Annotated in this window: 25 protein-coding genes; 11 read left to right on the top strand and 14 right to left on the bottom strand. The window is 63.0% G+C overall.

The genetic code is table 11. From position 1 onward, the window contains the following. Positions 1–23 precede the first annotated feature (23 nt). Complete coding sequence (locus tag LB557_RS28875) at positions 24–512, bottom strand: Hsp20 family protein (RefSeq protein WP_224643946.1); 489 nt, start codon at positions 510–512, stop codon at positions 24–26. A gap of 340 nt (positions 513–852) precedes the next feature. Between LB557_RS28875 and LB557_RS28870 the strand changes: the two genes are divergently transcribed. After that, positions 853–1,284, top strand: a complete 432-nt coding sequence (locus tag LB557_RS28870) for a cupin domain-containing protein (protein WP_224643945.1) — start codon at positions 853–855, stop codon at positions 1,282–1,284. Positions 1,285–1,380: 96 nt separating this feature from the next. Here the strand turns inward: LB557_RS28870 and LB557_RS28865 are convergent, their stop codons facing one another. Continuing rightward, entirely contained in the window at positions 1,381–1,836 is a 456-nt protein-coding gene (locus tag LB557_RS28865) for a carboxymuconolactone decarboxylase family protein (protein WP_224643280.1), read from the bottom strand. A gap of 102 nt (positions 1,837–1,938) precedes the next feature. After that, positions 1,939–2,367: an SRPBCC domain-containing protein gene (locus LB557_RS28860; protein WP_015317508.1), complete on the bottom strand. Its 429-nt coding sequence runs from the start codon at positions 2,365–2,367 to the stop codon at positions 1,939–1,941. Positions 2,368–2,566: 199 nt separating this feature from the next. Here LB557_RS28860 and LB557_RS28855 point away from each other — a divergent pair, with 199 nt between their 5' ends. Both LB557_RS28855 and LB557_RS28850 read left to right on the top strand, forming a co-directional pair. Beyond that, a complete protein-coding gene (locus LB557_RS28855; protein ID WP_224643281.1) occupies positions 2,567–3,325 on the top strand; it encodes a copper homeostasis protein CutC in 759 nt (252 codons plus the stop codon). Beyond that, entirely contained in the window at positions 3,322–3,810 is a 489-nt protein-coding gene (locus LB557_RS28850) for a GNAT family N-acetyltransferase (RefSeq protein ID WP_224643282.1), read from the top strand. Before LB557_RS28855 ends, LB557_RS28850 begins: the two co-directional genes overlap by 4 nt. Before the next feature lie 125 nt (positions 3,811–3,935). On the opposite strand, the gene LB557_RS28845 is transcribed toward LB557_RS28850, so the two are convergent. The 4 genes from LB557_RS28845 to LB557_RS28830 all read right to left on the bottom strand — a co-directional run bounded on the left by LB557_RS28845 (position 3,936) and on the right by LB557_RS28830 (position 9,084). Beyond that, positions 3,936–4,958, bottom strand: a complete 1,023-nt coding sequence (locus tag LB557_RS28845; RefSeq protein WP_224643283.1) for an acyltransferase family protein — start codon at positions 4,956–4,958, stop codon at positions 3,936–3,938. A 255-nt stretch (positions 4,959–5,213) separates the two neighbouring features. Beyond that, positions 5,214–6,011, bottom strand: coding sequence for an FAD binding domain-containing protein (locus LB557_RS28840; protein WP_224643284.1), 798 nt, complete (start codon positions 6,009–6,011; stop codon positions 5,214–5,216). Between the two features lie 114 nt (positions 6,012–6,125). Beyond that, the gene (locus tag LB557_RS28835) at positions 6,126–8,471 is read right to left on the bottom strand and encodes a xanthine dehydrogenase family protein molybdopterin-binding subunit (RefSeq protein ID WP_224643285.1); all 2,346 of its coding nucleotides are present in this window, start codon (positions 8,469–8,471) and stop codon (positions 6,126–6,128) included. A 112-nt stretch (positions 8,472–8,583) separates the two neighbouring features. After that, on the bottom strand, positions 8,584–9,084 hold the full coding sequence (locus LB557_RS28830; RefSeq protein WP_224643286.1) for a (2Fe-2S)-binding protein: 501 nt from the start codon (positions 9,082–9,084) through the stop codon (positions 8,584–8,586). A 316-nt stretch (positions 9,085–9,400) separates the two neighbouring features. On the opposite strand from LB557_RS28830, the gene LB557_RS28825 reads away from it, so the two are divergent. Together LB557_RS28825 and LB557_RS28820 are read left to right on the top strand one after the other, a co-directional pair. Beyond that, positions 9,401–10,537, top strand: coding sequence for an FIST signal transduction protein (locus LB557_RS28825; RefSeq protein WP_224643287.1), 1,137 nt, complete (start codon positions 9,401–9,403; stop codon positions 10,535–10,537). Positions 10,538–10,551: 14 nt separating this feature from the next. Continuing rightward, entirely contained in the window at positions 10,552–11,892 is a 1,341-nt protein-coding gene (locus LB557_RS28820) for a hybrid sensor histidine kinase/response regulator (RefSeq protein WP_224643288.1), read from the top strand. 13 nt (positions 11,893–11,905) lie between these two features. Here the strand turns inward: LB557_RS28820 and LB557_RS28815 are convergent, their stop codons facing one another. Next, positions 11,906–12,589: a response regulator gene (locus tag LB557_RS28815; RefSeq protein ID WP_224643289.1), complete on the bottom strand. Its 684-nt coding sequence runs from the start codon at positions 12,587–12,589 to the stop codon at positions 11,906–11,908. A 227-nt stretch (positions 12,590–12,816) separates the two neighbouring features. Here LB557_RS28815 and LB557_RS28810 point away from each other — a divergent pair, with 227 nt between their 5' ends. Then, positions 12,817–13,512 (top strand): fumarylacetoacetate hydrolase family protein, encoded by a 696-nt coding sequence (locus LB557_RS28810; RefSeq protein ID WP_224643290.1) that lies wholly within the window; start codon positions 12,817–12,819, stop codon positions 13,510–13,512. A 3-nt stretch (positions 13,513–13,515) separates the two neighbouring features. Then, positions 13,516–14,166, top strand: coding sequence for a maleylacetoacetate isomerase (gene maiA, locus LB557_RS28805; RefSeq protein ID WP_224643291.1), 651 nt, complete (start codon positions 13,516–13,518; stop codon positions 14,164–14,166). Positions 14,167–14,170: 4 nt separating this feature from the next. Here maiA and LB557_RS28800 read toward each other — a convergent pair whose 3' ends face one another. Beyond that, on the bottom strand, positions 14,171–15,415 hold the full coding sequence (locus tag LB557_RS28800; RefSeq protein WP_224643292.1) for an MFS transporter: 1,245 nt from the start codon (positions 15,413–15,415) through the stop codon (positions 14,171–14,173). Between the two features lie 99 nt (positions 15,416–15,514). Between LB557_RS28800 and LB557_RS28795 the strand changes: the two genes are divergently transcribed. Together LB557_RS28795 and LB557_RS28790 are read left to right on the top strand one after the other, a co-directional pair. Then, complete coding sequence (locus LB557_RS28795) at positions 15,515–15,976, top strand: winged helix-turn-helix transcriptional regulator (RefSeq protein ID WP_224643293.1); 462 nt, start codon at positions 15,515–15,517, stop codon at positions 15,974–15,976. A gap of 109 nt (positions 15,977–16,085) precedes the next feature. Beyond that, positions 16,086–17,129 (top strand): zinc-dependent alcohol dehydrogenase family protein, encoded by a 1,044-nt coding sequence (locus tag LB557_RS28790; protein ID WP_015317494.1) that lies wholly within the window; start codon positions 16,086–16,088, stop codon positions 17,127–17,129. A 12-nt stretch (positions 17,130–17,141) separates the two neighbouring features. Here LB557_RS28790 and LB557_RS28785 read toward each other — a convergent pair whose 3' ends face one another. Further along, positions 17,142–18,032: a DMT family transporter gene (locus LB557_RS28785; protein WP_224643294.1), complete on the bottom strand. Its 891-nt coding sequence runs from the start codon at positions 18,030–18,032 to the stop codon at positions 17,142–17,144. 107 nt (positions 18,033–18,139) lie between these two features. Between LB557_RS28785 and LB557_RS28780 the strand changes: the two genes are divergently transcribed. Next, positions 18,140–19,540, top strand: a complete 1,401-nt coding sequence (locus LB557_RS28780) for a PLP-dependent aminotransferase family protein (protein WP_224643295.1) — start codon at positions 18,140–18,142, stop codon at positions 19,538–19,540. A gap of 232 nt (positions 19,541–19,772) precedes the next feature. On the opposite strand, the gene LB557_RS28775 is transcribed toward LB557_RS28780, so the two are convergent. From LB557_RS28775 to LB557_RS28765, 3 genes are all read right to left on the bottom strand, one after another. Continuing rightward, positions 19,773–20,270, bottom strand: a complete 498-nt coding sequence (locus LB557_RS28775) for a MaoC family dehydratase (protein ID WP_224643296.1) — start codon at positions 20,268–20,270, stop codon at positions 19,773–19,775. A gap of 259 nt (positions 20,271–20,529) precedes the next feature. Further along, a complete protein-coding gene (locus LB557_RS28770; protein ID WP_224643297.1) occupies positions 20,530–20,958 on the bottom strand; it encodes a phasin family protein in 429 nt (142 codons plus the stop codon). 106 nt (positions 20,959–21,064) lie between these two features. After that, positions 21,065–22,360: a DUF445 domain-containing protein gene (locus tag LB557_RS28765; RefSeq protein WP_224643298.1), complete on the bottom strand. Its 1,296-nt coding sequence runs from the start codon at positions 22,358–22,360 to the stop codon at positions 21,065–21,067. A gap of 268 nt (positions 22,361–22,628) precedes the next feature. Between LB557_RS28765 and rirA the strand changes: the two genes are divergently transcribed. After that, positions 22,629–23,093 (top strand): iron-responsive transcriptional regulator RirA, encoded by a 465-nt coding sequence (gene rirA / locus LB557_RS28760; RefSeq protein ID WP_015317488.1) that lies wholly within the window; start codon positions 22,629–22,631, stop codon positions 23,091–23,093. 32 nt (positions 23,094–23,125) lie between these two features. Here rirA and LB557_RS28755 read toward each other — a convergent pair whose 3' ends face one another. Continuing rightward, positions 23,126–23,917, bottom strand: a complete 792-nt coding sequence (locus LB557_RS28755; protein ID WP_140661088.1) for a heme ABC transporter ATP-binding protein — start codon at positions 23,915–23,917, stop codon at positions 23,126–23,128. Positions 23,918–23,920 lie beyond the last annotated feature (3 nt).

The following is a 23,920-nucleotide window of genomic DNA, read 5'->3' as shown; positions in this document are numbered from 1 at the left end:
ACCACAGACTGAGGTTTCTTGTATCAGGCCACCTTGCGTTGCGGCTCGGCATCCACATCCATGGACTGCTTGTTGCCGCCATCCTGAAGCGGAACCGCTGCGGCGTTGGAACCGATCTCGATGCGCCGGGGCTTGAGTTCCTCGGGCACTTCGCGGACCAGGTCCACCGACAGCAGGCCATTATGAATATTGGCCGCCTTGACCTTGACGTGGTCTGCAAGTTTGAACACCTGCTTGAAGTTGCCTATCGCCAGGCCCCGGTGGAGGATCTCCCGATGTTGCTGATCGGGCTTTCTCTGTCCGATGACGGACAATTCAGGGCCGTTCTGCACAAGTTCCACTTCGTCGAGACCGAAGCCGGCGATGGCCATCGTGATACGATAGTCGTTGTCGCCATTCTTCTCGATGTTGTAGGGCGGCCAGTCGGAGCGCACACTGTTTTCGAGCATGTCGAAGAGCCGGTCGAAGCCGACCGTGGTGCGGTAAAGAGGCGAATAATCAAAGCTTCTCATAGCCATATCCTCCGTGAAGCAACATGGTTTACGGGTCGCCGCAGCGTCGCCGCGACGCGGTATGTCGAGCCGAAGCCTCGACGGAAAACGATCTGGGAATCACGATTTTTTTATTCAAGAGGTCGCCCGAAATTTTTTTGAAGCGGGACTACGGCCATTCCTGACCGGGCATGCATCAGGCCTTGCGGCGACAGCCCTCCGGTTGGAAGCGGGTGAGGAATATGGCCCGGGTGGTGGATCAACCGCCCGTGCAAATGCACGCCAGGTTCGGCCTCTGGTCACGAGCGGCTTGCACGCCGCCGCCGCCGCGCGATAGATGCGTCGGTCAAGGGAGGACATCATGCGGAAAATCCTGGCATCGGTATTGCTGCTCACGGCAGCATCGTTCGCGACCGGCGCTCATGCGCTGGACAGCAGCGGAACCCCAGTCGTCGTGACGCCACTCGCATCACGTACCACCACTGCATCCGGGCAGCCGATCACGCTGCCGCGGAAGAACGTGCAGGTGCTGGTCTCGACCTATGACATCGCGCCCGGCGCGACCTTGCCGGTCCATCGCCATCCCTTCCCGCGCTACGCCTATGTCCAGGCCGGAACGCTGAAGGTCACGAATGTCGAAACCGGCAACAGCAACACCTACAAGACTGGCGATTTCATCATCGAAATGATCGGGCAGTGGCACCAGGCCACCAACATTGGCGACGGGCCGGTCAAGCTCCTGGTGGTCGATCAGGTCGAGGAAGGCGCCAAGAATACCGAATTGCGACAGTAGCCACCAGGTTACATAAGTGCTCCCGGCGGGGCGGGAAGGCAATGCGCCGCCCGCCCCCTCGCCCCGTGGATCCAGCCCCCCATGCGAACCCGGCGCTCAGCCCCAGGCGCCAACCGGCTGCCGGGTCGTCGCGTTCAGCCTATTGAAGGCGTTGATCAGGGCGATCTGGATGACCAGTGCGGCAAGGGCCTTCTCGTCATAATGCCGGGCCGCCTCCTCCCAGATATCGTCCGGCACCGCGTCCGGTCGGTCGGCGAGCCTTGTGCCGGCTTCTGCCAGCGCCAATGCCGCGCGTTCGGCGTCGGTGAAATAAGGCGTTTCCCTCCAGGCAGCGAGGGCAAAGATGCGCTCTTCCTTCTCGCCGGCTTTCTTGAGCTCGCGCGCGCGCATGTCGACGCAGACGCTGCAGCTGTTGATCTGACTGGCGCGCAGATGCACGAGCTTGCGTGTCACATAGGGCAGGTCCGCTGCCTCGGTCGACTTGTCCAGCGCCAGAAACGCCTGCAGGGCGCCTGGGATGAGCATCACCGGGCTCTTGATTCTCGCTTGCATGTGTCTTCTCCTTTTGAACTGTTCTCCGGGCGTGTTTTCCCGGCCCGGACGCCTCGCATCCAGGGTTTCGACTTGATGGAACTGTTAGCTGCCTGCCGGGTGTCAGGTCTGTTTTGAGGTAACCTGTTCGAGCCGTTCGAGAATGCGCGGCCAGCCGCTTCCCATGCCGATATAGCCACGCTCGTCGGCGGGCCGAAATCCCGACTGCTCCATTCGCACCCGGGTCGCCATCCCCTCGGGTGTCAGTAACCACGTCACCACGGTTTTCAACCCGCTGTCCGATTCCGTCCCATCGCCCCAGCTATAAGCCAGCAGCCGCGGCGCCTCGACTTTCAGCACCATGCAGTTCGTCACCCCGGACCACCCGGGAACTGGTGTCGCACGGAATGTGAAGCGATGCCCCTCTTGGGCAGCGAAATCATTCTGCATGAGCCATTCGCCGACGAGTGCCGGCACGGTCAGTGCTCGCCATATCTTTTCCGCCGAATATGGAATCAGCCTTTCGACGACGATCGATTTGGTTTCCGTCATGCCTTGCTCCTCTCGTTGCTGTAGTGGTGCCACGCGCAAAATCATAACCCATCAGCTATGTATAACCCATAACCCTGCAGTTATGTGACTGTCAAGAATGGAATCTGCCGTCTGGTCCAAGTGGCGGCGTAGCGTTCACGCTTCCGCGCCAGGCGCCCGGGTGCTAGGGCTTGCGCAACACCATGGATTGGATCGCCCCTTGACCCCAAAAATTCGCCCGCCGCTTATAGAAATCTGTGTCGAAGGCATTGATGGCCTGCTCGCCGCGCAGGCCGCCGGCGCCGACCGGATCGAACTCTGCGCCAGCCTTGTCGAAGGCGGCACCACGCCGAGCCTCGGCACCGTGCGCGCCGCTCTCGACCAGGCGACCGTGCCCTTTCATGTCATGGTGCGGCCGCGCGGCGGGGATTTTCTCTACAGCGATGCCGAATACCGCTCGATGCTTGCCGACGTCGCCGCGCTTCGCGAACTCGGCGTGCCCGGCGTGGTGTTCGGCTGCCTGAACGCCGACGGCGCCATCGACGAGCAGCGCATGAGCGAATTGACAGAGGCGGCGGGCCCCTTGAACGTCACCTGCCACCGCGCCTTCGATATGACGCGCGATCCGGCCGAAGCCCTGGAAGCGCTGATCCGCTGCAGGGTTGGCCGCGTGCTGACCAGCGGCCAGCGCGACACGGCGATTGAAGGCCTGGCATTGCTGCAAGAGCTGGTCCTGCTGGCCGGCGAGCGCATCATCATCCTCGGTTGCGGCGGGCTCGATCTCGGCAATATCGCCGAGGTGCGCGCAAGGACTGGCCTGGCCGAAATGCACTTCGCCGCCCTCAAGGACGTGTCGAGCGCCATGCGGTACCGCAATCCGAAGGTCGGCATGGGCGGCTCCGATCTCGATCGCGAATATCGCAACACGCTGACCGATACAGCGCTGGTGGCGGCGACAATCGCGGCGGCCAAGGCATGACCTCGCCCATAGACCACATTGCGCAGGCCGACGAAGCGGCCGTACTGGCGCTCAACAACGAGCACGCCGCCGAATTGTCGTGGCTTGAAGCCGAACGGCTGTCGTTCCTGCTCGCCGAGGCCTTTTACGCGCGCCGCATCGGCGATCTCGAAGCCTTCATCATGACCTTCGACCAGGATGCCAACTACGACAGCCCGAACTTCGTCTGGTTTCGCGAGCGTTACATCAGCTTCATCTATGTCGACCGCGTCGTCGTGGCGGCGCACGCAAGAGGCCGCGGCCATGCTCGCCGGCTCTATCGGGACCTGTTCGACCATGCGCGGAGCGCCGGTCACGCGCTGGTCACCTGCGAGGTCAACACCGACCCGCCCAACCCCGCCTCGGATGCCTTCCACGCCGCACTCGGCTTCGCCGAAGTCGGCGACGCGGTGATCCACGGCGGCAAGAAAGCGGTGCGCTATTACGTCAGGCAGATCGCCGCCTGATCGGTGGCACCCGCCGACTCACCTGGACGTTGCGCCACCCCCAAAACAGCTAAGCGCTATCTGACGAAAAGGGACCTCGCGGTCGTACGGCTATCGTCTGGCCACCATCAAAACAATCGGGCGGCTCACCAATTGCGGTTGAGCCATTCGCGTGCTGGGCGCTCGATCAGGTAGTAGCTGCAGAGCGCGCAGGCAAAAACCCCGGCCAGCATCGGCCATGGATTGCTGCCCTGCTCGTAGACGAATTTGTAGAAGGGCTGCTGCCACAGATAGAGCGAATATGACCATAGACCCAGCGTCGTCATCGGCAGGGACGACAGCCATCCGGACAAGAACCGCGTACTGAAATCCAGCGCGTTGACGGCAATCGCCAGCAATGGCACCGCGGCCAGGTAGTGGATCGGTGTCGGTACCGAGTCCATGAACAGGCAAACCGCGCCGACGGCCGCCGCAACGGCGACATAAGGCCCCTTCAGCAAGGTCGGCAGCTTGCCGTCCGCTTTGAGCAGGCAGATCGCGGCCGACAGCAGGATCGAGGCGATGTGCACGTCGGTGCGCCAGTACGTGGTCTCATAATCCATGTGCAGGAACCAGTAGGAAACCGCGCCATTGACCATGGCCACCAGAGCCAGGACCAGCAGCAGCGGGATGACACGGCTGCGGCTGGCAACGACCGCGCTGATCGCCGCCAGGATGATATAGGCATGTTCTTCGATGCAGAGCGACCAGATGTGGTCGAGCGCGCCGGCCCGATTCAGGAGAATTCCGGCATAGTTGTAGGTGAAGGTCAGCGCCGTCAGGGCCGCCTTCCATTTGAAGGCGATGAACGTGCCTGAGAGCGCGATCATGGCGACGACGACAAAGACCAGAAGCGCCGGATAGATGCGCGAGAACCGGCGTTTGAAAAATTTCTTCAGCGGATAGCGTTCGATGAACAGGATTTCGGCCATCAGCCGGCCGCTCAGCACGAAGAAGAATTCGACGCCCAGCACGCCCAGATTGATCCCGGGAACGGGAAAAAAATGCCCGATCAGCACGAGCGCGATCGACAGACCGCGCCAGCCATCGAGATAGGCCAGTCTTGTCCTGGCCGGTCGCTCGACGATCGCTCGGGGCGAAACCAGATGGGTCGCGGAAATTTCGGACATGCCGATCCCTTCGCATTGTAATGCGAAAGGCACGGCTATTCCCGAACCCGGCTCGCATTCCCGCCCTGATATATACTGCAGCGCAATATAAGTTTGTGCAAGTGCGAGATTGCCGCCGATGCATGTCCCCCGCAGCATGGGCCGGAATTGCTTCAAGCAAGGATGGGGACGTGGCCGACGGGAACTAGGCCTACGGTCGCCGGGAATGAAAACGGGCCGTGACAGCCCGTTCCCCCGTCCGTAATCGATCTTGCGTCAGGCGTTGGCTGCCGCCACCGCGCGCTTGGCCATGACTGTGATCAGATTGGCACGGTAGTCTGATGAAGCGTGAATGTCGCTCATCAGGTTCTTCGCCGGAACTTTCACACCATTGAGCGAAGCGACATCGAAGCTCTTGGCAAGTGCTGCCTCGATCTCCTTCGAGCGGAAGACGCCGTCGTCGCCGGCGCCGGTGACGGCAACACTGACGCCGTCCTTGCCCTTGGCCACGAACACGCCGACGATCGCGTAGCGCGAGGCCGGATTGCGGAATTTTTCGTACGCAGCCTTCGCCGGTGCCGTAAAGGAGACCGCCGTGACGATCTCGCCGTCCTTCAAGGAGGTTTCGAACAGCCCCTTGAAGAACTTGTCGGCTGACATCTCGCGCTTGTTGGTGATGATGGTGGCGCCGAGCGCCAGAAGTGCGGCCGGATAGTCCGCCGCCGGATCGTTATTGGCGATCGAACCGCCGATCGTGCCCTTGTGGCGTACCGCCGGATCGCCGATCAGCGACGCCAGCTGGGCAAGTGCCGGGCAGGCCTTGCGCAGCTTCTCGTCATTGGCGACCTCGAAATGCGTGGTGGCAGCGCCGATCGTGACCGTCTTGCCCGACACCTTGACCCCCTGCAGTTCCTTGATGCGGGACAGGTCGACCAGATCGGACGGCGCCGCCAGCCGCGTCTTCATGGCGGGGATCAAGGTCATGCCGCCCGAGAGCAGCTTGGCGTCGCCGCTCTTCACGAGCTTGGCGGCTTCAGTGACCGAGGCGGCACGGTGATAGTTGACTGCGTACATGGGATCCTCCCCCTAAGTGGTTAGTCAGCAGTGAGTAGTCAGTAGGGAGTAGGGAATGGCCGCTGCCGGAGGTGGCACGCTGCCCTATCCGCAACTCACTACTTCCCTAGTCACTCATTTCGCCGCGCAAATCGCGGCCCACACGGTGGACGGTGTGGCCGGCATGGCGATATCGACGATGCCGATGGCGTCGGTGATGGCATTGATCACTGCCGGCGGTGAGCCGATGGCACCGGCCTCGCCGCAGCCCTTGATCCCGAGCGGGTTGCTCGGACATGGCGTGTTCGACGTCGAGACCTTGAACGACGGCAGGTCGCCGGCACGTGGCATGGTGTAGTCCATGTAGCTTGCCGTCAGCAGTTGCCCGCTGGCGTCGTAGTGAGCGCCTTCCAGCAGCGCCTGGCCGATGCCCTGGGCGATGCCGCCATGCACCTGGCCTTCGACGATCATCGGATTGATGATGTTGCCGAAATCGTCCGCAGCCACGAACTGGACGATCTCGGTCGTTCCGGTTTCCGGATCGATCTCGACCTCGCAGATATAGCAGCCCGCCGGGAAGGTGAAGTTCGCGGGATCGTAGAACGCCGTTTCCTTAAGGCCTGGCTCCATGCCGGCCGGCAAATTGTGCGCGGTATAGGCGGCCAAAGCCACCTGGAACCACGGCAGGCTCTTGTCGGTGCCGGCGACCTTGACCTCGCCGTTCTCGATGACGATGTCGCCCTCGTCGGCTTCGAGCAGGTGGGCGGCGATCTTCTTGGCCTTGGCCTCGACCTTGTCGAGCGCCTTGGCAATCGCCGACATGCCGACCGCGCCCGAGCGCGAGCCGTAGGTGCCCATGCCCATCTGCACCTTGTCGGTGTCACCGTGGACGATCGACACCGAATCGATTGGCACCCCGAAACGCTGGTTGACCAGTTGCGCGAAGGTCGTCTCGTGCCCCTGCCCATGGCTGTGCGAGCCGGTCAGCACCTCGATCGTGCCGACGGCGTTGACCCTTACCTCAGCCGATTCCCACAGGCCGACGCCGGCGCCGAGCGAGCCGACCGCCGCCGACGGCGCGATGCCGCAGGCCTCGATGTAGCAGCTCATGCCGATGCCGCGCAGCTTGCCATTCCTGACCGAATCCGCCTTGCGCCTGGCAAAGCCGGTATAGTCGGCGGTCTTCATCGCCGCATCGAGCGAAGCGCCATAGTCCCCGGCGTCATAGTTCATGATCACCGGTGTCTGGTGCGGAAACGTGGTAATGAAATTCTTGCGCCTAAGGTCTGCCGGCGAGACGCCGAGCTCGCGTGCCGCCGCTTCCATGGTGCGTTCCAGAAGATAAGTGGCTTCCGGCCGCCCTGCCCCGCGATAGGCATCGACGGGTGCCGTGTTGGTATAGACAGTGCGCACATTGGCGTGGATGGCCGGGATGTCATATTGGCCCGACAGCAGCGTTGCATAGAGATAGGTTGGCACGCAGGACGAGAACAGCGACATATAGGCGCCGAGATTGGCGATCGTATCGACCTTGAAGCCGGTAATCCTGTTGTTCTTGTCGAATGCCATTTCCACCGTCGAGACGTGGTCGCGGCCATGCGCGTCGGTGAGGAAGCTCTCGGTGCGATCGGCGACCCATTTCACCGGCACGCCGGTCTTCTTGGAGGCCCACAGGCAGACGATCTCTTCCGGGTAGATATAGATCTTGGAACCAAAGCCGCCGCCGACATCCGGCGCGATCACGCGCAGCTTGTTTTCGGGCGCGACATTGTAGAAGGCGCTCATCACCAGCCGCGCGACATGCGGGTTTTGCGATGTCGTCCAGCAGGTATAATGATCCTCGGCCTTGTCGTAATGGCCAAGTGCGGCGCGCGGCTCCATGGCGTTCGGCACCAGCCGGTTGTTGACGATCTTCATGCGCGTGACATGCGCCGCCGCCTTGATGGCGGCGTCGGTGGCCATGGCATCGCCGATTTCCCAATCGAAGATCAGGTTGTTCTCGGCCTCGGCATGGACCTGCGGCGCGCCCTTTTCGAGTGCCTTTGTCGCATCGACGACCGCCTTCAATTCCTTGTAGGTGATCTCGACCGCCTCGGCTGCATCGCGTGCCTGGCCCTTGGTTTCCGCCACCACCACCACGACCGCATCGCCGACATAACGGACCTTGTCGACTGCCAGCGGCGACCATGCGCCCATCTTCATGGGCGTGCCGTCCTTGGAATGGATCATCCAGCCGCAGATGAGGTTTCCGATGCCGTCGGCCTTCAGTTCCTTGCCGGTCAAGACGCCGATGACGCCCGGCATGCCTTGAGCCGCTTTCACGTCGATCTTCTTGATCTGCGCATGGGCGTGCGGGCTGCGCACGAAGGCCGCATGCTTCATGCCGGGCACCACCATGTCGTCGACATAGCGGCCGGCGCCGGTGATGAATCTTTTGTCTTCCTTGCGCGCGACCCGAGCGCCGACACCTTCGATACCCATGCAGAGATTCCTCCCGAAAAGTGAATAGGAAGTGTGAATAGGAAGTAGTAGTGAGGACAGCCGCCGGTTCAGACCGATTACTGACTACCGACTACTCCACTCCTCTTTTCCCTCACGCCGCTTGCTTTGCCTTGCCCCTGGCCCCCTTCGACATCGTCGTCGATGCGGCGAGGATGGCTTTCACGATGTTGTGGTAACCTGTGCAGCGGCAGATATTGCCTTCGAGTTCTGCCCGCACCGTGGCCTCGTCGAGGCCTTCGGGGTGGCGGTTGATCATGTCGGTCGCGGCCATGATCATGCCCGGCGTGCAAAAGCCGCATTGCAGACCATGATGTTCCTTGAAGGCTGCCTGGACGGGATGCAGGTCGGCGCCGCTGGCCAGGCCTTCGATCGTAATCACGCTCGACCCCGAGGCCTGGACCGCGAGCATGGTGCAGGACTTCACCGCCTTGCCATCGACATGGACGACGCAGGCGCCGCATTGCGAGGTGTCGCAACCGACATGAGTGCCGGTCAGGCCCAGATTCTCTCGCAGGAAATGGACGAGCAGCGTTCGATCCTCGACAGCACCGCCGACCCGCTTGCCGTTCACCATCAACGAAACGTCCGACATAGCCCCTCCCTGGGTGTCAACCTTGGTCATCACGCTGCCGACGCGCCGCTGGCACTTCGGCCATGTGCTAGTCGTACACCGCACAACGCACAAAAAACAGCACGACGGAAAAGGCGGATCATTGTACTTTCGGTCGTGGCCAGGGCACCAAAGTGCATTCCTCCGGCCCCATTGCCAAAACGCCTCCTGGCGGCAACAATGCCCTCGTCGCCCGCGCGCCAGAAGCACTTGAAAAGCCGCGCACAAGCAAGAAGGCGTCGGAGGAAATGCGGGAGGACCGCCGCTGACAAGTTCACGGACGCGCTACGCATGCGGCTTGTCGGCGCTGACCACGGACGAGCCCGACCCGGATGCCTTCGCACGAGCGGTAGCCGCCGAGGCCGCCGCGATCAATGCCGGCTTTGCCCTCGTGTTCTTTTCCCAGAGCCTGATCGAGGCCGGCGCCCTGTCACGGGCACTCTCGGCCCACGCGCCGTGTCTCCACCATGCCGGCTGTTCCACCGCCGGCGAGATCACGCCGCAGGGGCTCGAGGAAGGCCATATGCTGGCGATGCTGCTGCCCTCGGCGTCCTTCACGGCCGTCAGCACGATGGTCGACAATCTGTCGACATCGGGCATGGACAGGATCACCGAAGAGGTCGAGGCCCTGCGGCGCACGCTGCGCGCCCGGCTCGGCGGCGAGCAGACCGGCAACACCTTCGCGCTCTGCTTCATCGACGGGCTGTCCTATGCCGAGGAAGCGGTGAGTTCGGCCATCCACTGGGGTCTCGACGACATACCGCTGCTCGGCGGCTCGGCCGGTGACGATTTGAAATTCGAGACGACGCGTCTGATCTCGAACGGCAGGGTCACCTCCGACAGCGCCATCATCGTGCTGGTCGCCACGGAAATTCCGTTCCACGTCTTCAAGACCGACAATTTCGTCCCCACCGACGAAAAGCTGGTGGTGACCGCGTCCGACCCGGATCACCGCATCGTGCGGGAATTCAACGCCACCAATGCGGCGGAGGAATATGCCGCTTCGGTCGGTATCCTGCCACAAACCCTGACACCGCTGAGCTTCGCCTCGCATCCGGTGGTGGTGAAGGTGGGCGGAGAATATTACTGCCGCTCGATCCAGAAGATGCACGCGGATGGCTCGCTGTCGTTCTTCTGCGCCATCGATGACGGCGTCGTGCTGTCGATCGCCCAGCCCAAGGACATGGTGGACGCGACACGAGCGGCATTGCGCGAGGTCGAGGAAAGGCTGGGCGGCATCGATATGATCCTTGGCTTCGACTGCGTGCTGCGCCGGCTGGATGCGCGCAACCGCCAGGTCTTTCGTGACATTTCGGAACTCTACCGGATCAACAATGTCATTGGCTTCGGCACCTACGGCGAACAATACCGGTCGATGCACCTCAACCAGACTTTCACCGGCATCGCTTTCGGCGACCGCCAGGCGGCTGAATAGGGCGGCGCAACAGCATGCCGCTCAGGGACATAAACGATCTCGACAGGCTGAAGAAGATCAACGCTGCCTTGGTCAGCCGGGTCGAGCGCTCGATGGACCAGCAAGGCAATGCCTTTTCGCTGTTCCAGACCGCGATCTCGCTGGAAAGCCGGGTGCGTACGCGCACCGAGGAACTGCATTCGACGTTGCGGCGGCTGGAGCAGTCGAACATCGACCTCAGCGCCGCCAAGGAAAACGCCGAACAGGCAAACCTGTCCAAGACACGGTTCCTCGCCGCGGCCAGCCACGACGTGCTGCAGCCGCTGAACGCCGCCCATCTCTCCGTCTCCGCCCTTGCCGAGGTGCAGACCAGCGAAGAGGGAAAGAAGCTCGTGCGGCAGGTCGAGCGCTCGCTGGAAACGATGGAAGACCTGCTACGCACCTTGCTCGACATCTCCAAGCTCGACGCCGGCGTGGTCCAGCCCGACATTGGCGACGTCAGCCTGGAGGCGCTGTTCTCGTCGCTGCGCTCGGATTTCCAGCCCGTGGCGGAATTGAAGGCACTGTCGCTGAAATTCCGGCCGGTCAACGCCGTGGTCCGCTCGGACCGAACTCTTCTGCGCCGTATCCTGCAGAATATTCTCTCCAATGCGCTGGGCTATACGCGCTCGGGCGGCGTGCTTGTCGGCACACGCCATCGCGGCGACACCATCCGCATCGATGTCGCCGACACGGGCTGCGGCATTCCCGAGGATCAGCGCGAAGCGGTGTTCGAGGAGTTCCATCGCGGCACCTTGCCGGCTACCGCCGAACTCGACGGCGGCGGTCTTGGGCTGGGGCTCGCCATCGTGCGCCGCATGGCCGGCGCGCTCGGCCATCCCGTGACGTTTTCATCCAAGGTTGGCCGCGGTACCATCTTCCACATTGATGTCCCCGTCGGCCTCGGCGCGCCGGCCGATGCCATCGCCAGCGCCGCCAGCATGGAGCGGCCGCGCGGCTACGGCCTGTTCGGCACCAAGGTGCTGCTGGTCGAAAACGACGCCGAAGTGCTGGAAGCCATGACCTTCCTACTCGAACGCTGGCAGTGCCTGGTGCGCGCCGCGACCTCGACCGCCGATGCGCTGGACATGCTTGGCGACACCGACTGGGTGCCCGACATCATCATCGCCGACCAGCATCTCGACGGCGGCGATCTCGGCACCGCCACCATATCGGAGGTCCGCGACTATCTCGGCCGCGCCGTGCCGGCGCTGATCGTCACCGCCGACAGCTCCGAAGCCGTAGCCAAGGCAGCGCGTGCCGGCGGTATCGAACTGATGCGCAAGCCGGTGAAGCCGGCGCAGCTAAGGGCACTGTTGGCGCATCTGCTGGCTTAGCGGGAGCGTTGGCTCAAAACCCTACCTGATCCCGGAACAGCTCGGCACTGTCCAGCTTCGAGACCTCGATCACCGCTTGCGTCCGGCTATACACATTGAGCTTGCGCAGGATCTCCGACACATGCGCCTTGACCGTGGTCTCGCCGACCTGCAGCTCGTAGGCGATCTGCTTGTTGAGCAGGCCCTGGCGCAGCATCTGCAGCACGCGCAATTGCTGCGGCGTCAGCTTGGAAAGCCGCTGCACCATATCGGCGCGATCGGTGCTGTCCGCGCCCGGCGGCAGGCCCTCATAGGTTTCAGGCACATAGATCGCGCCGTCCATCACCGAGCGAATGGCGGCGGCGAGATCGCTCTTGCGCGCCGATTTCGGAATGAAGCCGGCAGCGCCGTAGGACAAGGCCTCGGAAATGATGCGAGGTTCCTCATAACCCGACACGATCACCACTGGCAGGCGCGGATAGCGGGTCCTGAGCTGCAACAACCCCTCGAAGCCGTGCACGTCGGGCATGCTGAGGTCCAGAAGCGCAAGGTCGAAAGGCTTTGCGTCGGCCAGCAAGCCCAGCGCCTCGGCGATCGACCGCGCTTCGACTGTGTCGACCTCGGGATAAGCCATTTCAACGGCGCTGTGCAGCGCCTCGCGAAACAGCGGATGATCGTCGATGATAAGGAACCGGGCACGATCGGTAGGGGCTGTCATAGGGCTCGTTCCGGTTTATCGGGCACACCATAGTCTCCTGACCAGGGCCGGATTATTGGCAAATAGTCTATCGCTGTTGAACAGGATTCATCGCTGCAAAAATGATCGGAAGCCTGAATTCCTTATACAGCCTAGGCGAAGCCCGCGCTTTATCAAAAGCGACGCCTTGCCCGCCTCCGGAAATCGGCCGAATGTGCCGCCAACTCCCGCCAAACGCAGAGACCGCCATGACCGCCTTTGTCCTTCCCGCCCCGCCAACGCCTTCCGTCGCCATTGCGGGTTCCGGCGAACGCTTTGCCGTGCGGCGCATTTTCTGCGTCGGCCGCAACTATGCGGCGCATGCGCGCGAGTTCGGCAATGACGATCGCGATCCGCCCTTCTTCTTCACCAAGCCGGCCGACGCGGTGGTCGATTCCGGCACTGATATCCCCTACCCGCCGCTGACGGAAAACCTCCACTTCGAGATCGAGCTGGTGGTGGCGATCGGCACCTCAGGCTTTCGCATTTCCCGTGACAAGGCGCTGGACCATGTCTGGGGCTATGGCGTCGGCATCGATCTCACCCGCCGCGATCTGCAGGATGCCGCCAAGAAGGCGGCGCGGCCCTGGGACTGGTCGAAGGCCTTCGACCGTTCCGCGCCCTGCGGCCCGCTGGTTGCCGCGCGGAAATCCGGGCACCCGGCCAAGGGACGCATCTGGCTCGCCGTCGACGGCGCCGTGAAACAGGATGCCGACCTCGCCGAACTGATCTGGCCGGTATCGGACATCGTCTCTATCTGCAGCGAAGGCGTGGAATTGCAGGCCGGCGACCTGATCTTCACCGGCACGCCCGCCGGTGTCGGCGCGGTCAAGCCGGGCGAAACGATATCAGGCGGTGTCGACGGCATCGGCACGATCGAACTGACCATCGGCCAGCGGAAGTGACGCATGAGCGACGTTGTCCTGCACAACTACTTCCGCTCCTCCACCTCGCACCGGGTGCGGATTGCCCTGGAGATGAAAGGGGTGGGCTATGACTACGTCCCGCATCACCTGCGCCATGGCGAGCATCTGGAGGCGGCCTATCTCGCGGTCAATCCGCAGGGGCTGGTGCCGGCACTGATCTGGAGCGACGGCATGCTCCTGACGCAATCGCTGGCGATCATCGAGTTTCTCGACGAGACCATACCTGAACCCTCGCTATTGCCGAAGGATCCGCCGAGCCGGGCACGAGTGAGAATGCTGGCGCAGATGATCGCCTGCGACATCCACCCGGTGAACAATCTGCGCGTGCTGACTTCGCTGCGCACCCTGTTCGGCGCAGGCGACCAGGATGTCGCCAACTGGTTCCGGCATTGGGTCAATGAAGGATTTGGACCGCTCGAAAAATTGCTCACCGCGTCGCCCGAAACCGGTGCATTCTGTCATGGCGAGGCGGCGGGGCTGGCCGACATCTGCCTTGCCGCGCAAGTCACCAGCAACGCCCGCTTTGGCGTCGACATGACGCCCTACCCGACAATCGCGCGCATCAGCGCCGCCTGCATGACGCTACCCGCCTTCCAGAAAGCCGCGCCACAGAACCAGATCGACGCCGAGTAAGGGCTCACCGGCCAACGCGCAGCGTCAGCGCCCAGAACAATAGCGCCATCAAGCCGATGCCGGCGCCGAGCAATGAGACACCGCTCCAGCCGGCCGCGGCATAGGCCATGGTCGAGGCGAGCGAGCCGAGCGCACTGCCGACCGAGTAGAAGATCATGTAGCCGCCGACCAGCCGGCTGCGCGCATCCGGCCGACGGGCGAAAATCAGGCTCTGGTTGGTAACGTGGACGGCCTGGATTGGCAGATCCAGCATGACGATGCCGGCGACAAGCAGCCATAGCGACGTGCCCATGAAGGCGATCGGCAGCCAGGCCGCGGTCATCATAAGCAGGCTGAGGCCAGTGACCAGTTGACCATGCCCGCGATCGACAAGGCCGCCTGTCCATCGCGCCCCCAGCGCGCCGGCGACACCGGCAAGGCCGAACAGCCCGATCGCAGTGTGCGACAGTGAAAACGGCGGCGCGCTGAGCGGCAGCACCAGCGGTGCCCACAGCACGTTGAAGCTGGCGAAGATCAATAAGGCGAGCACCGCGCGCACGCGCAGCAGCGGTTCCCGCACGAACAGCAGCATCATCGAGCCCAACAGCCTGATGTAGGATGTGCGCGGCCGCTCTGCCTCGTGGCGCGGCAGGATGGTGTGGAGAACAACCGCCATGACAAGTGTAAGTCCTGCCGAGACAAGATACACCCAGCGCCAGCCGGCGAGATCGGCGACGACGCCGGCAACGAAGCGGGCAAGCAGAATGCCTGTTATGACGCCGCTGGTGACGGTGCCGACCGCCCGCCCCCGTTGCGACGGCGCGGCGAGGTCGGCCGCGTAGGCAACCAGCACCTGCACCATGACGGCAAGGAGCCCCACAGCCGCGAGGCTCGCCAGTAGCATCGCCGCGTTCGGCGCGAGTCCAACGGCTATCAGCGCCACGGCCGAAAGGATCGCCTGGCCGGCAATCAGCTTGCGGCGGTCGAACAGGTCGCCCAGCGGCACAATGAAGAACAGGCCAAGAGCATAGCCAACCTGCGTGACCGTCACCACGATGCCGATCGAGGCCCGCGCGATGGCAAAATCATGCGCCATGGCGTCGAGCAGCGGATGGGCGAAATAGACATTGGCGACGCTAAGGCCACAGGCGACGGCGAAGACCAGCGCGGTCATTCCGGATAATCCCGGTGATGATTCTGGCGTAACCTGCCCCGGCTCTTCGCGCTGCTCCACCTTCGTTGGCGCGCCGTTCACCACCTGTATATTCATGCTGCTCTCCACAAAAGGTTTCAAATTGAAACCACTTGTGGAATAAACAGAACAGTTTTATCTTGCAACCGAAATGAAGAAGCTGGACCAACGAAAGCCATGGTGAAACGAACGAGCCACCAGAGTGCGGATTGCCTGATCGCCCGACCGTTGGATGCGATCGGCGACTGGTGGTCGCTTCTCATCGTGCGCGACGCGTTCGACGGGCTGCGACGCTTCGGCGAGTTCCAAAAGAGCCTCGGCGTTGCCAAGAACATCCTGTCGGCGCGGCTCCGAAATCTGGTTACGCACGGCATCCTCGAAACCGTCCCGGCCCCCGACGGCAGCGCGCATCATGAATATGTGCTGACGCAAAAAGGACGCGGCCTGTTCTACGTGCTGGTCGCCTTGCGGCAGTGGGGCGAGACCTATTTCTCCGGTCCGGGCGAGCCCTACACCTTCATGGTCGACACGGAGAGTGGCCGACCGATAAGGCGTCTTGAAGTGCACGCAGAAGACGGCCGCCTGCTTGCCCCCGGCGACACACGGCTTGCCGATTTCCGCAGCCAGGAAAACAGCTGACCGCGGGTCCGCGGACTGGCCAGCCTGGCGGAATCGATTTCCGCTTGACCGAACAGGGAATCGGCTATCGTTTCCCACAGTGCGTGCCGTCTCAAGGGTGGAGTGAACGATGAAAGCCGTCGTCTTCGAGAAATTCGGCGAAGCGCCGACGATCCAGACCGTGCCAGACCCCAAGCCGGCGGCCGATGGCGTCGTCATCAAGGTCGAGGCGACCGGGCTTTGCCGCAGCGACTGGCACGGCTGGATGGGCCATGACGCCGATATCCGCCTGCCGCATGTGCCGGGCCACGAACTGGCCGGCGTCGTGGTTGCCGCCGGCAAGCACGTCACCCGCTGGAAGGCGGGCGAACGCGTCACCGTGCCGTTTGCCGTCGGCTGCGGCCACTGCTTCGAATGCACATCAGGCAATCACCAGGTCTGCGAACACCAGTCCCAGCCTGGCTTCAACACCTGGGGCTCATTCGCCGAATATGTCGCTATCGAACACGCCGATACCAATCTCGTGCGCCTGCCCGACGAAATGGAATTCGCCACCGCCGCCAGCCTCGGCTGCCGCTTCGTCACATCGTTCCGCGCCATTGTCGATCAGGGCCGGGTAAAGCCCGGCGAATGGGTGGCGGTGCATGGCTGCGGCGGCGTCGGCCTGTCGGCAATCATGATCGCCAGTTCGATGGGCGCCAACGTCATCGCCATCGACCTCACCGAGGAAAAGCTGGACTTCGCCAAACAGATCGGCGCCGTGGCGACCATCAACGCTTCGACGACGCCGAACGTCGTCAAGGCCGTCAAGCAGATCACCAATGGTGGCGCTCACATGTCGATGGACGCGCTCGGCCATCCGACGACGTCCTTCAACTCGATCGCCAACCTGCGCCGGCGCGGCCGTCACGTGCAGGTCGGCTTGATGCTGGGCGAACACGCCCGCCCGCAGGTGCCGATGGACAAGGTGATCGCCTTCGAACTCGAAATCCTCGGCAGTCACGGCATGCAGGCCTATCGCTACCCCGCGATGATGGAGATGATCCGCCACGGCAAGCTCAAACCCGAACTGCTGGTCGGCAAGAAAATCAGCCTCGACGAAGCGCCAGCAGCCTTGATGGCGATGGGCGGCTTCGAGGGTATCGGCATTGGGGTGGTGACGAAGTTCTCGTGAGGGTCGGCACCGCTATGCAGCCGCACGACGCGGCAAATCCTGCTTGGCAAACTTCTTCGCGCCGAAAACGCAAAGCACCACGCCGAGCGTGACGACGATCATCATCGGGCTGACCTGTTCATGCAGCAGCGTCGCCGCCAGTGCGAGCCCGAAGAACGGTTGCAGAAGCTGCAACTGCCCCACCGCCGCAATGCCGCCTTGCGCCAGGCCCCGATACCAGAACACGAAGCCGATCAGCATGCTGAACAGCGAGACATAGCCAAGACCAATCCAGGCATTGGAGCCTACGCTGGCGAAGGATGGCGGCAGGGTCGCAAAGGTCAGCACCAGCATGACCGGCAGGGACAGCACCAGCGCCCAGCAGATCACTTGCCAGCCCCCGAGCTTGCGCGACAGCGCGGCACCCTCGGCATAGCCAAGGCCGCAGGCGACGATGGCCGCAAGCATCAGCCCATCGCCAGCCGGCGAAGCCGTCACGCCTTGCGCAAGCGCGAAGCCCGCCACCAGCGCACTGCCCAGGCATGAGAACAGCCAGAAGGCCGGCCGGGGCCGTTCACCGCCGCGCAGCACGCCGAAGATCGCGGTCGCCAGCGGCAGCAGGCCGACGAAGATGATGGAGTGGGCCGAGGTGACATGCTTCAGCGCCAATGCCGTCAGCAAGGGAAAGCCGACGACCACGCCAAGCGCAACGATGACGAGCGACAGCAAGTCATGACGCCCGGGACGCTTCTCGCGGAACACAAGCAGCAGCGCGAGACCGAGCAGGCCGGCAATAACCGCGCGGGCCGACGTCAGGAATATCGGGTCGAGATCCATCACCGCCACGCGCGTCGCCGGCAACGAACCGCTGAAAATCAGCACGCCGATAAATCCGCTCACCCAGCCGCTCGCCGTCTTGTCCATCGCAGGCTCCGTTTGTTTCGCCCCTCTATGGGGCCCGCGGCTATGGCGCCACCAGAGACAATGCAGTACAATTCGATAAAACTGTCATGGTTTTCTGGAAGGTACAGATGGACGAAGCAGTGAGGCTCGACAGCGGCGGAACTCTCGTCGAAGGGGTCATGGCCGCCATCCGGCAGCGGATTGCCGCGCGCAGCCTGACGCCTGGAGCAAGGTTGCCCTCGATCCGCGCTTTCGCCAAATCCATGCAGGTGTCGAAATCCACCGTGGTCGAGGCCTACGAACGGCTTGCCGCCGAAGGCGCGATCCGTTCGCGGCCCGGTTCCGGTTTCTATGCCGCCGGGTCGCTGGCACCGCTGTCGCTCGCCGAGATCGGTCCCCGGCTCGACCGTGCCGTCGATCCGCTCTGGGTCTCGCGCCAGTCCCTGGAGGCTGGCGACGAGATCCTGAAACCCGGCTGCGGCTGGCTGCCGGCTTCATGGATGCCACAGGCCGGGCTGCGCCGGGCATTGCGCACTGTCGCGCGTGCCGACGATGTCGCGCTCGCAGATTACGGCACGCCGCTCGGGCTGCCGCCGCTGCGGCAATTGCTGGCGCGGCGCATGGCCGGGCACGGCATCGAAGCCTTCCCCGACCAGATCATGCTGACGGAATCGTGCACCCAGGCCATCGATCTGCTCTGCCGGTTCCTGATCGAGCCGGGCGACACCGTGTTGGTCGACGATCCCTGCTACTTCAATTTCCATGCTCTGCTGCGCGCCCACCGCGCCAAGGTCGTCAGCGTGCCCTACACGCCATCGGGGCCGGACATCGAGCTGTTCGCCCAGGCGCTGGCCGAACACCGGCCGCGCCTCTACATCACCAACTCGGCCATCCATAACCCGACCGGCGCGATCCTGTCTCCGGTGATGGCCCATCGTTTGCTCAAACTGGCCGACCAGTCGGATCTGACCATCGTCGAGGATGATATCTTCGCCGATTTCGAGCACATTCCCGCCCCAAGGCTAGCGGCGTTCGACGGCCTTAGTCGCGTCGTCCAGATCGGCAGTTTCTCCAAGACGCTGTCGGCGTCGGTCCGCTGCGGTTTCATCGCCGCGCCCCGTGACTGGATCGAGGGGCTGACCGACCTCAAGATCGCCACGACGTTCGGCGGCGGACGGCTGGCGGCCGAACTTGTGCTGACGCTGCTGAAGGACGGCAGCTACCGAAAGCACATGGATTTGCTGCGCGCCCGCCTTTCGCGGGCCATGGGCGAGACCAGCGCCCGGCTGAAGGCGATCGGCATCACGCCCTGGATCGAGCAGCCGGCTGGGCTGTTCCTGTGGTGCACCCTGCCGGAAGGCGTGGACGCGGCCGAAATCGCCCGCAGTGCGCTCGCCGACAACATCGTGCTGGCGCCCGGCAATGCGTTCAGCCTGTCGCAGTCCGCCAGCCGCTTCCTGCGCTTCAACGTCGCCCAGTGCGCGGACGAGCGGATTTTCAAGTCGCTCGAAACGGCGATGGCTTGCTGATATGGGAACCACCAAGTCAGCAGACAAATAAGCCGCGACAACACCTCGTTGTTGCGGCCTTCTGCCCCATCAAATCAGACCATCCATGAAACGGCACAACGCCGCCAAATCTCACCATTTGCGCGGATGCTCAATCATGCCTTTTCCGAAATGCCATACCCAGATCTGGGCCTATTCCTTGCCGCACAAGAACAGCTGAAGGAAATGACGCAAGGAGCCTGGCGGGCTCCGTTCAGGCCCCTGCCCGTTTGCGGCGCTCGTAGAGCATGACGAGTGTGTCAGCCATCAGCGCCGGCTTTTCCTCGCCTTCGATCTCGACCGTGTTGGCTGCCTTCATCAGATACTGGCCCGGGCCTTTGTCTTCCATGGAAAGCAGCGTCGTGCGCAGGCGAATGCGTGCGCCGACCTTGACCGGCGCCAGGAAACGCACCTTGTCGAAACCATAGTTGAAGGCGGCCTGCGTATTCTCGGGCACGATACCCATTTCAAGCGCCAGCGCGCCGATGATCGACAGTGTCAGATAGCCATGCGCGATCGTGGTGCGGAACGGGCTTTGCCGCCGCGCCCGTTCAGGATCGACGTGGATCCATTGATGGTCGCCCGTGCATTCGGCGAACTGGTTGATACGGTTCTGGTCGACCGTGGTCCATTCCGAGACGCCGAGCTCCTGTCCGGACATCGTTCTCAGCTGCTCGTAGGTTGGCGGCGTTTTAGGCCGTACTTCCGTCATGCCTGCTTTCCCGATCGCTTCCAAAGCTTCCGGACCACGAACCGGCGGCCTCTGTCAATTCGTCCCTCGCAAATCCGTTCCGGCGGATTCGCGCTCACTCGTGCCATGTCTTGCCATGCGATGGCAGGCGAATTGGGACTTTTCCGACCTTTCAGACTGCCGGGAGCTTATGGCGTGGCGCTAATGCAACTGTGCGAAGGGTTACGGTATCGGGAACGGGGTGTGCCCGGCCGAGAGCGGAACGACAGCCCATGAGAACCTACTTCTGCCCGTAACCGGCGCGGACCTCCTCCATCGCCTCCTTGATGCGTGCGCGCAGGATGTCGATCGATTCGGTGCCTGATTTCCTGGCTAGCTCAGCCACTTCACCGGCGTTCTTGAGCGCCGCCTCAAAGGATTTTCTGGCAAACTCGGTCTGCTTGGCCATCAACTCCTGCGGATTGCCCGGTGCGCGGTAGCTCTGCGCCATGTCGGCGATCTCGCGCAACGTGTCCTGCAGCATTTCGCGTTGCCTAGACAACAGCGAGGACGTCCCAGCCACCCCGGCACGCGCGGATTTCTCCAAAGCTTCGAGATTCTTGCGGTGATGCGCAAGAATCGCTTCGACATCCACATTCGGCACCTTCAGGTCACGGCCGAACCTGCCGAACATTTCCATGAAGGAATCGGATTCCGATTGTCTGGCCATGATTGTCATCTCCCCTTTGCCGCGATCGCGGACGCCCTCATCGAGGAGAATAGCACTCGAACGCCTCGTGTCCATTTCGAACACGGGCCTAGGCGATCGCTAGGGATCAATTGACCGGGAGCAGCAGCTCGATCGTGTAAAGCAGGATGCCCGCCAGCCCACCGATGATCATGCCGTTGAAGCGGATATATTGCAGGTCCCTGCCAATGTTCATCTCGATCAGGCGTGTCAGTTGGGCAAGGTCCCAGCGCTTGACCTGGTCGGCGATGAATTTCGACACACCGCTCTTCTGGCTCTCGACAAAAGAAGCGAGCGCCACCACGAATCCTTGGTTCATGTCGGCCCGGATCTGCGCGTCTCCGGCAAGATGGCGGCCGACTTCGACGAACATGTTGGCCAGATGCTCCCTGATCAACGAATTCGGCGCCTTGGCGTCCTGCTCGATAAACAGGCTGAGGCTCTCCCACATGTCGCCGGCCAGCGCCCTGATTTCGGGTCTGGCGAGGAAGTCGCGCTTCATTTTCTCCGCTCGCCTGGCATATTGCTTGGACGTGCGCAGCCGCTCGACGAAACTTTGCGCGAAACGGTCGAATTCGGCGCGCATCGGGTGATCGGGATCGGCACGCACCTCGTCCAGCAAGGAGCCAGCCGAAGCGACGATCTTCTTCAGGAGATAGGCGTCGGCCCGGAACAGGTTGAATAGCGACGGCAATTGCTCGCGGATCTTGTCGCGCATCGTCGCCAGCGCCTGTTCGTCGTTGAGGAACCGGCCGATGACCTTGATGAACTCGTCGAACAGCTTTTGGTGGCGGCGGTCGTCGGTGAGCGCCGACAGAAGTTCGGCCGCAAGTGGCGCCAGCGGCACCTTTTCGATCTGTTCGAGCATGCGGCTGGTGACGAAGCCGCGCAGACCGGATTGTTCGACGGCGGCAAGCGTCTGCGGCACCAGCCGCACGACGAAGCGCGACAGGCCGGCGGCGCGTTCGGCATCGGCCAGCCAGTCGGCCACGAGCGCCGAAAAATCGACCTCGGCGAGTTTTTCACGCACCGGTTCCGGCGCCAGGAAATTGGCCTCGATGAAACGGCCGAGATTGTCGGCGATACGGTCCTGGTTTTCCGGGATGATGGCGGTGTGCGGGATGGGCAACCCGAGCGGCCGTTTGAACAGCGCCACCACCGCGTACCAGTCGGCAAGGCCGCCGATCGTTGCCGCCTCGGCGAAGGCGGCGACGAAGCCGAGCCATGGATAGCTGCTCTGGAAGGACTTGGCCAAGGCAAAGACCACCACGCAGAGTGCCAATGCCGCCGTGGCGACGAACTTTGTCCGCCGCAGCGCGGAAAGCTTGCCGCCCGCGTCGGCATCGAACCGCACTGGCGCCAGGGATTGGTCCGATTGAGCCATGCCGCTCCTCGTCTATTAGGCCTATCTAGTGCCGCGGCCGCCGGAATGCCCGTGGCAGCCGGTTTGTCTGTCCCGGCTTTTGCCCGGCGGCGCACATAAAGTTGACGAGTTTATTCATCTATGATGCCCGGCTAGTCTGGAATTATTCCAAGGTATAGGCCATATTCCGCCGAGACCAGTGCAGCGATCCGGATTCCGGACGAGGGCCGCGCCAGCAAAGTTTAGAATCTGGCGTGGTTGCATCATATCAGCGCCGAGTGAGGACAAGATGCGGCTTACGCGCCAAACCAACTATGCCATGCGCATTCTGATGTATTGCGCCGCCAACAATGACCGGTTGAGCCGCATCCCGGAGATCGCGGCCGCCTATTCGGTGTCGGAACTGTTCCTGTTCAAAATCCTGCAGCCTCTGGTCGAGAATGGCATGGTCGAGACTGTGCGCGGCCGGAACGGAGGGGTACGGCTCGGCCGTGCCGCCGAATCGATAAGCCTGTTCGACGTTGTGCGCGTGACCGAGGAAAGTTTTGCCATGGCGGAGTGCTTCGAGAACGATGCCGCCGAATGCCCGCTGGTCGACAGCTGCGCGCTGAACTCCGCATTGCGCGAAGCGCTCAACGCCTTCTTCGCCGTGCTTGCCCGCTACACGATCGCCGACCTCGTGGCGGCAAGGCCAAATGTACGCGCCCTGCTCGGCATCGACATGCTGATGGAGCGCCGCGCCCCAGCGGCCTGATCCCTGCCGCATCGTGCAGTGTCGGCTGAATATCAGCTGACCGACGATTGCGGGAGCACGAACGGCATGTTGCCGGCCGGCAGCACGCCGACCTTGAGCCGGCAATCGAACACCTTCTCGATCAGGTCGTCACTCAGCACGTCGCGGGGCAAGCCGCTGGCGGCCAGCCGGCCGCGATGCATCACGAAGATGCGGTCAGCGTACATGGCCGTCAGATTGAGGTCGTGCAGGATCGCTACCACGCCCCCGCCCCTTCTGGCGAAGTCGCGGGCGATGTTCATGATGATCAGCTGGTGCTTGATGTCGAGGCTGGACACCGGCTCGTCAAGGAACAGATAGCGCGGCTTGCCGTCGAGCACCGGCGCCCAGACCTGGCACAGCACGCGCGCAAGCTGGACACGCTGCTGCTCGCCACCGGAAAGCTCCTGATAGAAGCGGCCGGCAAAGCCGTCGAGATCGACCCGCGCCAGCGCCCGTTCCGGCAGGCGTCCGTCCTCGCCCGGCAGCGCGCCCGAACGGCCACCGACCAGGCCAAGCCTGACGACCTCCCGCACAGTGAAAGGAAACGACAGTGTCGTCGCCTGCGGCAACACAGCCCGCTGGACGGCGACCTCCACCGGCTTCATCGCTGCGAGGTCGCGGCCGTTGAGGACGACACTCCCGGTATAGCCGAGGTCCCCCGACAATGCCCTCAGGAAGGTCGTCTTGCCCGAACCATTGGGGCCGACGATTGCCGCCACCTCGCCCGGCCGCGCATCGAAATCGACACCGGCAACAATTCTCTTGCCGGCGATATCGACCGAAACATTCCTCGCCTCGATCATTCC

The sequence above is a fragment of the Mesorhizobium sp. BR115XR7A genome, assembly GCF_020165315.1.
Classification (GTDB): domain Bacteria; phylum Pseudomonadota; class Alphaproteobacteria; order Rhizobiales; family Rhizobiaceae; genus Mesorhizobium; species Mesorhizobium australicum.
Note: the sequence above shows the minus strand (reverse complement) of the source record. Positions and strands in the feature narration are given on the sequence as shown.

Bases quoted from the DNA above. Each gene is read 5' to 3' on its own strand.
- LB557_RS28875 (WP_224643946.1), bottom strand. From the start codon at position 512: ATGAGAAGCTTTGATTATTCGCCTCTTTACCGCACCACGGTCGGCTTC.
- LB557_RS28870 (WP_224643945.1), top strand. From the start codon at position 853: ATGCGGAAAATCCTGGCATCGGTATTGCTGCTCACGGCAGCATCGTTC.
- LB557_RS28865 (WP_224643280.1), bottom strand. From the start codon at position 1,836: ATGCAAGCGAGAATCAAGAGCCCGGTGATGCTCATCCCAGGCGCCCTG.
- LB557_RS28860 (WP_015317508.1), bottom strand. From the start codon at position 2,367: ATGACGGAAACCAAATCGATCGTCGTCGAAAGGCTGATTCCATATTCG.
- LB557_RS28850 (WP_224643282.1), top strand. From the start codon at position 3,322: ATGACCTCGCCCATAGACCACATTGCGCAGGCCGACGAAGCGGCCGTA.
- LB557_RS28845 (WP_224643283.1), bottom strand. From the start codon at position 4,958: ATGTCCGAAATTTCCGCGACCCATCTGGTTTCGCCCCGAGCGATCGTC.
- LB557_RS28840 (WP_224643284.1), bottom strand. From the start codon at position 6,011: ATGTACGCAGTCAACTATCACCGTGCCGCCTCGGTCACTGAAGCCGCC.
- LB557_RS28835 (WP_224643285.1), bottom strand. From the start codon at position 8,471: ATGGGTATCGAAGGTGTCGGCGCTCGGGTCGCGCGCAAGGAAGACAAA.
- LB557_RS28830 (WP_224643286.1), bottom strand. From the start codon at position 9,084: ATGTCGGACGTTTCGTTGATGGTGAACGGCAAGCGGGTCGGCGGTGCT.
- LB557_RS28820 (WP_224643288.1), top strand. From the start codon at position 10,552: ATGCCGCTCAGGGACATAAACGATCTCGACAGGCTGAAGAAGATCAAC.
- LB557_RS28815 (WP_224643289.1), bottom strand. From the start codon at position 12,589: ATGACAGCCCCTACCGATCGTGCCCGGTTCCTTATCATCGACGATCAT.
- LB557_RS28810 (WP_224643290.1), top strand. From the start codon at position 12,817: ATGACCGCCTTTGTCCTTCCCGCCCCGCCAACGCCTTCCGTCGCCATT.
- maiA (WP_224643291.1), top strand. From the start codon at position 13,516: ATGAGCGACGTTGTCCTGCACAACTACTTCCGCTCCTCCACCTCGCAC.
- LB557_RS28800 (WP_224643292.1), bottom strand. From the start codon at position 15,415: ATGAATATACAGGTGGTGAACGGCGCGCCAACGAAGGTGGAGCAGCGC.
- LB557_RS28795 (WP_224643293.1), top strand. From the start codon at position 15,515: ATGGTGAAACGAACGAGCCACCAGAGTGCGGATTGCCTGATCGCCCGA.
- LB557_RS28790 (WP_015317494.1), top strand. From the start codon at position 16,086: ATGAAAGCCGTCGTCTTCGAGAAATTCGGCGAAGCGCCGACGATCCAG.
- LB557_RS28785 (WP_224643294.1), bottom strand. From the start codon at position 18,032: ATGGACAAGACGGCGAGCGGCTGGGTGAGCGGATTTATCGGCGTGCTG.
- LB557_RS28780 (WP_224643295.1), top strand. From the start codon at position 18,140: ATGGACGAAGCAGTGAGGCTCGACAGCGGCGGAACTCTCGTCGAAGGG.
- LB557_RS28775 (WP_224643296.1), bottom strand. From the start codon at position 20,270: ATGACGGAAGTACGGCCTAAAACGCCGCCAACCTACGAGCAGCTGAGA.
- LB557_RS28770 (WP_224643297.1), bottom strand. From the start codon at position 20,958: ATGGCCAGACAATCGGAATCCGATTCCTTCATGGAAATGTTCGGCAGG.
- LB557_RS28765 (WP_224643298.1), bottom strand. From the start codon at position 22,360: ATGGCTCAATCGGACCAATCCCTGGCGCCAGTGCGGTTCGATGCCGAC.
- rirA (WP_015317488.1), top strand. From the start codon at position 22,629: ATGCGGCTTACGCGCCAAACCAACTATGCCATGCGCATTCTGATGTAT.
- LB557_RS28755 (WP_140661088.1), bottom strand. From the start codon at position 23,917: ATGATCGAGGCGAGGAATGTTTCGGTCGATATCGCCGGCAAGAGAATT.